Consider the following 11,705-nt stretch of genomic DNA (forward strand, 5'->3'; position numbering starts at 1 on the left):
TCAGGGCAAAGCAATTCCACTTCGCTTTTTTAGCGATTTTTTTATTTGCATGAATAATTAATTTATTTTGGAATGAAAGCTTTGGTATTGGTTGTTATTTACATCAACAAATACCAGGGCACATTCGAAAGTTTAAACAGGTTTTTGAAATACCTAATTGAATTGATTTTTGCTCGTTAGTTTTTTTCATCAGAATTTAATTTTAGCTGTAAATCAATACTTATCAATCAAGTGCAAGTGGCTTATAAAAAAAGCACTCCCGTAAATCAGGAGTGCTCTCATATATTATCATTAATAATTTTGCATTCAACTGACTTAACTACCCCAAATATTTTGGGATGGAATTAGCACCATACCCTATTTAAGGCTGGTTGCTAAGGTTTCATAGGGCCATTCCCTCCACCTTTCTTGATAAGTATTTTAAAATAACTGGCGCAAAGATAGTATAAAAATCAAATAGTCTATAAAATCTATAGATTTTATTTAAAAAATTTTTACTTAGCCAATTTGATGCTTACCTTTGCTGGTATCATCCAATAGATTAGATCATCCCATGAATATAAAATCTTTATTGTTTCTGTTATTTGCGAGTGTGTTATCACAAAATCTGCAGGCACAAACACAAAAAAAACAGCCAGCGCAGTATGCAAATCTGAAGAGTACATTTGTTCCAAATGGTACCTGGCGGGGCACTTTCAAAATTAAACCTGATGTAGAAGTTCCCTTTAACTTTGAAATCAACGCAAAAAATACAGGGAAAGCTCATCTCACTTTTTTAAATGCAGAAGAACGTTTTGATGGTGGTATTGTCAATCAAACCACCGATTCAATTTTTATTAAATTGGATCAATTTGATAACGAACTTGCTTTTAAAATTGAAGGAGATTCTTTAGTTGGTGTACTAAGAAAGCAAGATCAATCAGGTAAGCCGTTAACAGTTGTTGCAAGCAGAGGAACCAATTATCGTTTTAAAACAACTGGTAAAGCCCCAACTGCAGATTTTTCAGGCACGTATGACGTAGCTTTTAAATCGCCAAATGGAAAAGATGAAAATGCAGTTGGACTTTTCAAACAAAATGGCAATAAAATAACCGGAACATTTTTAAGAGTTACAGGAGATTCACGCTATCTGGAAGGAATTATTGAAGGTAATGATTTCTATCTCTCCAGTTTTATTGGCTCTTCCCCATCCTATTATAAAGGAACTTTCTCAACAGATGGAACCATAAAAGGAGAAGCGGTAAGTGCAAGAGGAAATATAGAATTTAGTGGAAATCAAAATCAAAATGCGGCTTTGCCTGATGCCTATAAGCTTACGTTTTTAAAGGAAGGCTATAAAACCTTAGATTTTTCATTTCCTGATGTTAATGGTAAAAAAATATCATTAAGTGATGAAAAGTTTAAGAATAAGGTGGTAATATTAACAATTACCGGAACCTGGTGCCCGAATTGTGTAGATGAAGCATCTTTTATAGCGCCCTGGTACAAAGAAAATCGCAATCGTGGTGTTGAAGTCATTGCAATTCACTATGAAAGGCAACTCGATTCAGCTTATGTAAAAAAGGCATTGACCAGATTCAGGGAAAAATTTGACATTCAATATGATCAGGTAATTGCCGGTAAACCAGATAAACAATTGGTTGCCGAATCTCTACCAGCTTTAAATAATTTCCTGTCCTTTCCAACCACAATTATCATTAACAAAAAAGGTGAGGTAGCCCAAATCCATACGGGTTATAGCGGCCCTGCAACAGGAAAATATTATACCGACTTTGTTAAAGAGTTTAATGCTGAAATTAATAGCTTACTGGAGCAATAATTTGTTGTACGACACTTGCTATTTGGATTTATCGGTCAAGAAGTCTCTGGAATTTAGCTAATCGGAACGTTTCTAAACTGCAATCTGTTCATTCAAGTTAGATCAGTTTGACTTAATTTTGCAGCACACTAACAAAACATGATGTCTAAAACAAAACTAACAATCAACAATAACGGATCGGTAAAAATTGAGGGTGAATTTGAAATTGTGGATAAAAACGGAAACATTTATGGTTTACAAGGTAGAGATGTACTATCTATTTGCCGTTGTGGCCTTTCAAACAACAAACCATTTTGCGATGGAGCACATAAAGGGCATTTCGAACATGAAGCCATTGCTTTCGATTTACCTCCTAAAAAAGTGTAAAAACATTTACCCTTCTAAAAGCCTTACAGAAATGTGAGGCTTTTGTTTTTTATAAAAGTCTTGTATAAAGCACTTAATCAAGTTTCTTGTAACAAAGTATCTTTAAATTTTTTATTTCAAATAAATAAACGTTAATTAGACGATTATTTAGGATTATGAGCACAGCAAACTATGTAATTGGCGTGGATTACGGGACGGATTCTGTTCGGTCTGTTTTAGTAGATACCGCTAACGGAAAAGAAATCTCCTCTTCTGTATTTCTTTATCCCCGATGGCAAAAAGGTTTATATTGCAAGCCGTCTATCAATCAATTCAGACAACATCCATTAGATTATATTGAAGGTTTAACCCATACCATTAAAGATTGTTTAGCGAAAGCCGGAGGATCAGAAATTGCGTATTTGGTTAAAGGAATTTCTGTCGATACAACAGGATCGAGTCCGGTTGCTGTTGATGCCACTGGAACTCCCCTCGCCCTTACCCCGGGTTTTGAAGAAAATCCAAATGCCATGTTTGTGCTTTGGAAAGATCATACAGCTGTTAAAGAGGCGGCCGAAATTAACGAACACGCCACCAAATTTTCGTTAAATTATTTAAAATATGTGGGTGGAATTTACTCATCAGAATGGTTTTGGTCTAAATTACTTCGCATTCTGCGAGTAGATTCTGCTGTTAAAAACAACGCTCAATCGTGGGTTGAACATTGTGATTGGATTCCATTTTTACTTTGTGGTGGAACTGATGTTTCCACCATGAAACGCAGCCGCTGTGCTGCCGGTCATAAGGCTTTATGGGCGGAAGAATTTAATGGCTTACCTCCTGAAGATTTTTTTAGCAGTCTGGATCCGCTTTTAGCTGGATCTAGAGATCGGTTATTTGTTGACACCTACACTTCTGATATTTCAGCAGGAACATTGAGCGAAGAATGGGCTCATCAGTTGGGATTAACCACTGATGTAGTGGTTGGTGTTGGTGCTTTCGATGCGCATATGGGCGCTGTTGGCGGGCAGATTGAACCTTACTATTTGAGTAAGGTAATGGGCACCAGCACCTGTGATATTTTGGTCGCTCCGAATCAGGATTTGCATGGTAAACTGATTAGTGGGATTTGCGGTCAGGTTAATGGCTCTGTTATTCCGGGCATGGCGGGTTTAGAGGCAGGACAATCGGCTTTTGGCGATGTTTACGCCTGGTTTAAAAACTTAATCTGCTGGCCATTAAACCATTTACTCACTGAATCTGACTTGATTGATAAAGAAACAGTAATTGCATTGAAAGATGAATTAGAAAGTAAAATCATTGCTAACCTGAGTACACAAGCCGAAGCTTTAGAAGATGATGATTATGCTGAATTAGCAATAGATTGGCTAAACGGAAGAAGAACACCCGACGCCAACCAGGAACTTAAAGGCGCTATCACTGGCCTGGGCTTAGGAACTGATGCACCAAGATTCTTTCGTGCTTTGGCTGCAGCAACTTGTTTTGGCGCAAAAGCCATTGTAGATCGGTTTAAAGAACAAGGTGTTCCGGTTAAGGGAATTATTGGTATTGGAGGCGTAGCGAAGAAATCATCATACATTATGCAAATGATGGCCGATGTTTTGGAAATGCCAATCAGAATTCACCGTTTTGAACATACTTGTGCGCTTGGTGCAGCAATGTTTGCAGCTGTTGCTGCTGGTATTTATCCAAGTATTGAAGCTGCAATGGCTGCAATGGGAACTGGCTTTGAGAAAGAATACAAGCCCAATATTAAAAAGCAAAAAATGTATAGAATGCATTATCAGCAATATTTGGGTTTAGGCCGGTATTTAGAGAAATACAACAAGAAAGATGTAAAACCTTATTTATCATGAGCAACTATCAGGATATAAAAGAACAAGCTTACCTTGCCAACATGCAACTGCCCAGGTTAGGTTTAGTACTTTTCACATTTGGGAATGTAAGTGCGGCCGATCGTTCTAAAGGTGTTTTTGCCATTAAACCGAGCGGTGTTCCTTATGAAGATTTATCTGCGGAGAAAATGGTTATTGTTGATTTCGACGGCAATACCGTTGAGGGAGATTTACGTCCGTCTTCTGATACCAAAACACATGCTGTTTTATATAAACATTGGGAAGATACAGGCGGAATTGTACATACGCATTCTACCTATGGCACAGCCTGGGCACAGGCGCAAAAGCCCATTCCAATTTATGGAACCACACATGCCGATCATTTAACTGTTGATATTCCTTGTGCACCACCAATGGATGACACCATGATTAAAGGAAACTATGAATACGAAACCGGTTTTCAAATTATGAATCATTTTGAAAGCTTAGGCTTAAGCCATAAAGAGGTGGAAATGATTTTAGTGGGCAACCACGCTCCTTTTACCTGGGGAAAAACTGCCGAGAAAGCCGTTTACAACAGTGCCGTATTGGAGGCCGTGGCACAAATGGCATTGTTAACGCAGCAGATTAATCCACAAGCACCGAAATTAAAAGATTCGTTGATTGAAAAGCATTATGAGCGCAAACATGGTGCCGGAGCGTATTACGGACAAAAATGAGTCAGGAGTCTTTAATCCTGTGCACAGACAATTCACCTTTGTCATGCTGAGGCACGAAGCACCCTAACCTATGAAACAGACGCTCCGTACCTCAGCATAACAGCATATTCCCGGGTTGCGAAAGGCACAAAATACATCGCTCCTGTCGGGTTTAACAGAAAGGTTTACCTGAGTTAAATAAACCTGATTGGAGTGAGCATGCCATTTTTCATGGCCGGAATAAAACGGAAAGCAGGGCTACCATAACCAATGAAAAACAGGAACCTGCTTTTCAAAACAGTTAAATGATAAAATACTAGCTGAATGTTATTTCAGTTAACCGATTAAACAATTAAGCGATTTAACAACATAAATAATGATTGATTTAAAAAAATTACAAGTTTGGTTTGTTACCGGAACACAGCATTTGTACGGTGAAGAAACCCTAAAACAAGTGGCAGAGCACGCTCGACAAGTGGCAGATGCATTAAACCAAAACAAGAGCATCTCCGTTTCGGTAATATACAAGCCCATAGTAAAAACTACTGAAGAAATTTTTGAAACCTTACAACAAGCCAATATTGATGAGAATTGCATTGGTGTAATGACCTGGATGCATACTTTTTCACCTGCAAAAATGTGGGTCAGAGGTTTAAATGTGTTACAAAAACCTTTGTTACATTTACATACTCAATTTAATCGTGACATTCCATGGAGTACGATTGATATGGATTTCATGAACCTGAACCAAAGTGCACACGGCGATCGTGAATTTGGTTTCATGGTTTCCCGTATGCGTAAAGATCGCAAGGTGGTAGTTGGCCACTGGCAAGATGAAGAAGTGGCAAAACAAATTGATACCTGGTGTAGAGCTGCTGCCGGATGGCACGACTGGCAAGGTGCTAAATTCGCCCGTTTCGGTGATAACATGCGCTTTGTTGCTGTAACAGATGGTGATAAGGTGGAGGCTGAAATGAAATTTGGTTTCTCTGTAAACACTTATGGAATAGGCGATTTAGTAGCTGTAATTAATGAAATAGATGACGAATCGATTTCGAAATTATTGAAGGAATACGAAGAAACTTATGAGATGGATGATGATTTAAAAGCTGGCGGGGCCAGACATTCATCGGTTTATGAGGCTGCTAAAATTGAACTGGGCTTAAGAAAATTTTTAGAAGATGGCGATTTTAAGGGTTTCTCTGATACTTTTGAAGATCTGCATGGAATGATCCAATTACCGGGAATTGCAGCACAGCGTTTAATGGCCGATGGATATGGTTTCGCTGGAGAAGGTGACTGGAAAACCGCTGCATTGGTTCGTGCATGTAAGGTAATGGGCGCCGGTTTAGCAGGTGGCAATGCTTTTATGGAAGATTATACTTACCATTTTGATCCTGCAAACGCCATGGTTTTAGGCTCGCACATGCTTGAGGTTGATGCAAGTCTGGCAGCTGGTAAAGCAAGCCTGGAAGTTCATCCCTTAGGCATTGGCGGTAAGGCAGATCCTGCCCGTTTGGTGTTTAATGTTGGTGGTGGCGATGCTTTAAATGCATCTTTAATTGATATGGGCAATCGCTTCCGTTTGTTAGTGAATGAAGTAAAAGCTGTTGAAGTTGAAAATGATTTACCAAATTTACCTGTTGCCCGTGTACTTTGGAAACCACTTCCCGATATGAAAACAGGTTGTGCAGCATGGATTTATGCTGGCGGTGCGCATCATACAGCTTACAGTCAGAATTTGACCACCGAACATTTATTAGATTTTGCAAATATTGCTGGTTTAGAGTATGTGAATATTGGTGCAGATACCAAAATCAATCAGTTCAGAAATGAATTGCATTGGAATGAGGTTTTTTATAAATAATTACACGATGCTTTAAGCAGATAATTTCAGTATCCTTCTTGCTATATGTTCATGCCATGAAGGTCCTGAAATAATTTACTTCGTAGCGTTCCGCTTCGGTACGGTCAGTATGACGATCGTTTATGTTTGGCGTTTTTTATGCGTTATGCCTGACCACCACGTCATGCTGAATTTATTTCAGCATCTTTACTGCTTTGCGTTCATGCCGCGAAGGTCCTGAAATAATTTACTTCGTAGCTTTCCGCTTCGTGCTACAGGTCAGGATGACGATCGTTTATGTTTGCGTTTTTTATGCGTTATGCCTGACCACCACGTCATGCTGAATTTATTTCAGCATCTTTACTGCTTTGCGTTCATGCCATGAAGGTCCTGAAATGATTTACTTCGTAGCTTTCCGCTTCGTGCTACAGGTCAGGATGACGATCGTTCATGTTTGGTGTTTTTTATGCGTTATGCCTGACCACCACATCATGCTGAATTTATTTCAGCATCTTTACTGCTTTGCGTTCATGCCGTGAAGGTTCTGAAATAATTTACTTCGTAGCTTTCCGCTTCGGTAGTACAGGGGCAGGATGACGATCGTTCATGTTTTGGTGTTTTTATGCGTTATGCCTGACCACCACGTCATGCTGAATTTATTTCAGCATCTTTACTGCTTTGCGTTCATGCCATGAAGGTCCTGAAATAATTTACTTCGTAGCATTCCGCTTCGGTACGGTCAGTATGACGATCGTTCATGTTTGGCGTTTTTTATGTGTTATGCCTGACCACCACGTCATGCTGAATTTATTTCAGCATCTTTACTGCTTTGCGTTCATGCCGTTAAAGTACTGAAACAAGTTCAGTATGATGGCCGTTGGCATTATTTCATATCCCTAAACGCAAAAAGGGTTCCGAAAAACGGAACCCTTTTTGTTTCTTACTCGCGAAATATTATTTTCCAGAGTTTTTCTTTTCAGTTACTTCTGCACGGATTTCTTGTGCTAAAACTTTAAGATCTTGCATTGCTTTACGCACACGAGTACCAGCAGCTGCATTGCCAGCATTATAAAATTTTTCTACATCTGCTTCAATCGCAGCAACAGCAGCTTTAACTTTTGAGAATTTTTCCATCGCTAATTGATGTTTTTAAGGTTTAAAAAATTTATTTTTTTCAATAATACATATTTACCTTGAATTAACAACAGAAAGCAAATATTAATTTGGAAGAAGTTTTGCACATTTTCACAATCAAAAAAATGCCCTGGCAGTATTATAGAAGTATTTTTTAAATTTTACAGCTCAAAATCAACCATCTCAGCTTAACTGTTTAGACAGCTTGATTAAGTTATTAAAGGTTTCATTTGCACTTTTTATGCAACGCTCATAATCGGCTTCTACAACACTTTCATTTAATACAGAAACAAAAGTTTTCCATTTAGTGCTTAACTCTTCTCCGTATACACCGTAATAATTTAAACCTTCTTTATGCGCTCCAAAGTTTGGATTTGCCAAAATATGCTTCTTAATCACGTTTCCGCCGAGTGTAGCGCCCTCAAGTACATATAACGCCCCTAAAACCTCAGCATTATTTTTTTCCGGAATAAACAATTCAAAATCCAAACCTGGTAAGGTTAAACTATCAATTTTCCAATAATTTAAATCTTTTTCAAGAGCGGATAATTTTAGTCTGTTCTTCATGTCCAATTTATCGGCCAAATCAGCATCGAGCATATTTGCTAATTTATTCTCTAATTTTTGATGAATGATATAATTGATTGTTAAAAGCTTTTTGTAATCATCAATGCTTAATGAATTGTTCATAATTTCATTAACAAACATTAGTGATTCTAATGTTGCATGGCATTCTGCCGTTTGAGTTCTCAATAAATTGGCAATCATAATTAGGATTTATCTAAATTTAAAAGGTTATAAAAAGAAAAGATTCGAATAATGAATCCGAATCTTTTAATGCGTTAATCAGCTTAATTTAATCTTAAATGCTGGTTAAACCAAAAATCGTGAACAGAGTGTACACATTTCACAAGATTATCATAACCATCGGGTTTGGTTAAGTAAGCATTGGCTCCAAATTCTATTGATGCCTTAACATCGTCAGGATTATCAGAAGTTGAAAATAAAATAACCGGAATGGTTTTCAAATAAGGAATGTCTTTTATAAATTTCAATAGATCCAATCCTGATAAACCGGGTAAATTTAAATCTAATAAAATCAGCTTAGGCTTGGTTTTACTATCAGCAAATCCCTGTAATTTAGCCAATGCTTCCTTACCATCTTCAACTATGGCTAAATCCAATGTGTTTTTTACCTCCTGCACAGCACTTTGCATAAAAAATGCATAATCTGTATCATCTTCTACATAAAATATATCTGGCGTTTTCATTCTTATCTGTTTTTAAAAGCTACGTAAAAAGTAGAACCTGCATTTAATTTACTTTCAAACCAAACACGTCCGTTATGTCTTTCAACAATACGTTTTACAATAGCCAACCCCACTCCTGTTCCCTCTATGTCTTTAACATTGTCCATTCGCTTAAATAGCTCAAAAACCCTGTCGTAATAACGGTTATCAATTCCCATACCATTATCCTTCACGGTATAAATCGTTTCTCCACTATCTACATACGCAGTAACTTCTATCTTTGGTTTATCAACCATTGATGAGTATTTTACTGCATTGCTGATTAAGTTTGTAAATACTTGAGCAATCATCGTTTTATCACCTTTTAAATCTGGTAATTGCCCTAAAATAAGTTCGGCCCCATCTGCTTTATAAGCTGCCCATACTTCTGTTCCAATCTCATTTAACAAAGATTGCATATTTACTGTTTCAAAATTTATTTCAGAGCGCCCCACTCTTGCTAAGTTCAGGATTTCCTTTATCAGAAAATTCATTTTATCAGCACCAGTCAAAATCCGGTCCAGCATCTTCTTTCCATGATCGTCAATGCTTTTATTTTTCAGCATTAATTCTGCGTAAGTTTTTATTGAGGTAAGCGGAGTTCTTAAATCATGTGAAATGGTGTAGCTGAAAGTATCCAGTTCTTCATATGCAGCCTGTAACTTTTCATTAAGCAACCGAATTTCATTTGCTTTTTTATTAATATAGGTAACAATGATTTCCCGAAGGCGTAAAACAGAAGTAATTTCTTCCGAAAGCCATTTTTCTGAAGTATTATTTACCACTTTCGACCATATTTCGAAAGATTTCCGAGGCGATAAACTTGCCATTTCATTCTCTCCCGGAGAAGCCGGCTTGTCAGGATTTCCTGCCCAATTTACAGTTGTAATCTGCTCAGGTTTAAACCAAATGATAATTTCATCGGGGTCTTTGCTTACCGAACAAGCTAATATACCCGAAGCAATACTTTTATATTCTTTTGCCGGATGGAATATTTCTGATAACCGATGTGTATAATATATTGATTCATCACTGTTGGTTTTGATCCAGTTTGCAAGTTCAAAAATAGCCCCATCATCCGGAACACGGCCAATTGTTTTTAAAACATTCTCATAAATGATGGCAACGCCCGTTCCTTTGGTCACATCCAAAAGCGTTTTACTATGTGATGTTAAGGCATCAACCAAATATTTGTCTTTATTCAAATGCTCTAAAAGAACAGCAGCAGTATCTTTAAACTGTTCAATAACTTCTGAATCTTCTTCTGTCTGGCGATATTCCAATGCCGATGAAAGAATTTCGCCTATCAGCTTAGCGCCTTCTCTTGCTTTATAATCAATAAATTTCGGACTATAATTATGACATGCGATTAAGCCCCATAATTCTCCATTAACAATTAAAGAAATACTGAAACTGGAGCAAACCCCCATATTCTTTAAATATTGGATATGAATTGGAGAAACGGCTCTCAAACTGCCATTGGTTAAATCAAGCGGAGCATTTTCCTTAAATGTTATAATCGGAGAATCATCTGTATTAACATTGGCAATTAGTCTGGTTAAATTCAGTTTATATAATTCCCTGGCTTGCTTTGGAATATCTGATGCAGGATAATGCAAACCGAAAAACGGCTCCAAGTCATCATCCTTCTCTTCTGCCACAACTTCGCCATGACCATCATCCTGAAATTTGTAAATCATGATGCGATCATAATTGATCAGTTTTTTAACCTCAATAGCAGCGCCCTTAAGTAAAGCCAAAACCGACTTACCCTGCAACATTGAAGAGGCCGACCTGCCTATTAAACTCTGAATATCATATTGTAAAGTAAGTGGCTCAAATTCCAGGAGCCAATCTGTTACTGATGGATTAATGATGATATAAAATGGATTGCCATTGATTTCAACAGGATATGGACTAATTGCATCGAAACTTTTTCTAATAATGCCAAGCTTCAACAAGTCTTCTATATTAAAATTAAGTTCCTGTTGTTTTACGTAATCAGAGAGTATTGAAATTGGCTTTTCTAATAAATCCTGTGCAGGTACCTCAAGAAAATCTCCTGTGTTCTTACTTAAATAAGTAATGGTAAAATCGGTTTTATCAATTGCAATTAAGAAACCATGCGATTGAACTTTACCTGGAATATGGATGGGTTCTTTATCACAATTGGTTAAATCGACAGAAAATTTATTCATAATAGGATTAGATCTTACAAAAATATCAGATTTTTCGAATTAACAAATATTGCGCCTACTTTTAGAATGACTATAATTTGATATATTCGGTTTAAGGATTTATTTTTTATTTTATATTTGTTCAAATTTTAAATAATCATCCAAATCTTGGCAAAGAAAAACATTTTGGTTATAGAAGATAACCATGCAATTTTAGATGTTATCACTCTTATTTTAGAAAGCGAGGCTTTTAATGTAGCTGGTTTAAACAAAGGGGCTGATTTTATCGATCATGTACAAGAATTCAATCCTGATGTCATTATAATGGACATTATGTTGCCAGATATTGATGGCAGGGTACTTTTAAAGGAATTAAAAGAAACTCCGTCAACCAGTCATATTCCTGTTTTAATGATCTCAGCCCGCTACAATTCTACCAATTACACTTTGGATGGAATTTCAGCAGATGATTTTATGGCCAAACCTTTTAACATTGATGAATTGATGGATAAAATTTATGCATTGTTAAAAAAGTAACATT

At 37.0% G+C, this 11,705-nt stretch carries 10 protein-coding genes and 1 riboswitch; of the genes, 6 read left to right on the forward strand and 4 right to left on the reverse strand.

All coding sequences use genetic code 11. The features are described 5' to 3' along the window. Window positions 1-312 precede the first annotated feature (312 nt). Window positions 313-418, reverse strand: a riboswitch (SAM riboswitch). 135 nt (window positions 419-553) lie between these two features. From DU508_RS02475 to araA, 5 genes are all read left to right on the forward strand, one after another. After that, window positions 554-1,819, forward strand: coding sequence for a peroxiredoxin family protein (locus DU508_RS02475; RefSeq protein WP_115401259.1), 1,266 nt, complete (start codon window positions 554-556; stop codon window positions 1,817-1,819). Between the two features lie 141 nt (window positions 1,820-1,960). Further along, window positions 1,961-2,185, forward strand: coding sequence for a CDGSH iron-sulfur domain-containing protein (locus DU508_RS02480; RefSeq protein WP_115401260.1), 225 nt, complete (start codon window positions 1,961-1,963; stop codon window positions 2,183-2,185). A 155-nt stretch (window positions 2,186-2,340) separates the two neighbouring features. Next, window positions 2,341-4,041, forward strand: a complete 1,701-nt coding sequence (locus tag DU508_RS02485; protein WP_115401261.1) for a ribulokinase — start codon at window positions 2,341-2,343, stop codon at window positions 4,039-4,041. Next, complete coding sequence (locus tag DU508_RS02490) at window positions 4,038-4,739, forward strand: L-ribulose-5-phosphate 4-epimerase (RefSeq protein WP_115401262.1); 702 nt, start codon at window positions 4,038-4,040, stop codon at window positions 4,737-4,739. Before DU508_RS02485 ends, DU508_RS02490 begins: the two co-directional genes overlap by 4 nt. A 355-nt stretch (window positions 4,740-5,094) precedes the next feature. Continuing rightward, on the forward strand, window positions 5,095-6,585 hold the full coding sequence (gene araA, locus DU508_RS02495; protein ID WP_115401263.1) for an L-arabinose isomerase: 1,491 nt from the start codon (window positions 5,095-5,097) through the stop codon (window positions 6,583-6,585). A gap of 933 nt (window positions 6,586-7,518) precedes the next feature. Here araA and DU508_RS02500 read toward each other — a convergent pair. From DU508_RS02500 to DU508_RS02515, 4 genes are all read right to left on the reverse strand, one after another. After that, window positions 7,519-7,698 carry a hypothetical protein gene (locus DU508_RS02500; protein WP_056096518.1) on the reverse strand — a complete coding sequence of 60 codons (180 nt, stop codon included), beginning with the start codon at window positions 7,696-7,698 and terminating at the stop codon, window positions 7,519-7,521. 183 nt (window positions 7,699-7,881) lie between these two features. Further along, window positions 7,882-8,466 (reverse strand): biliverdin-producing heme oxygenase, encoded by a 585-nt coding sequence (locus DU508_RS02505; protein WP_115401264.1) that lies wholly within the window; start codon window positions 8,464-8,466, stop codon window positions 7,882-7,884. Between the two features lie 83 nt (window positions 8,467-8,549). Next, window positions 8,550-8,969: a response regulator gene (locus DU508_RS02510; protein WP_115401265.1), complete on the reverse strand. Its 420-nt coding sequence runs from the start codon at window positions 8,967-8,969 to the stop codon at window positions 8,550-8,552. Window positions 8,970-8,971: 2 nt separating this feature from the next. Further along, a complete protein-coding gene (locus DU508_RS02515) occupies window positions 8,972-11,185 on the reverse strand; it encodes an ATP-binding protein (protein WP_115401266.1) in 2,214 nt (737 codons plus the stop codon). 147 nt (window positions 11,186-11,332) lie between these two features. Here DU508_RS02515 and DU508_RS02520 point away from each other — a divergent pair, with 147 nt between their 5' ends. After that, window positions 11,333-11,701, forward strand: a complete 369-nt coding sequence (locus DU508_RS02520; protein ID WP_115401267.1) for a response regulator transcription factor — start codon at window positions 11,333-11,335, stop codon at window positions 11,699-11,701. Window positions 11,702-11,705 lie beyond the last annotated feature (4 nt).

It is taken from the genome of Pedobacter chinensis, from assembly GCF_003339865.1.
In the GTDB taxonomy this organism is placed as follows: domain Bacteria; phylum Bacteroidota; class Bacteroidia; order Sphingobacteriales; family Sphingobacteriaceae; genus Pedobacter; species Pedobacter chinensis.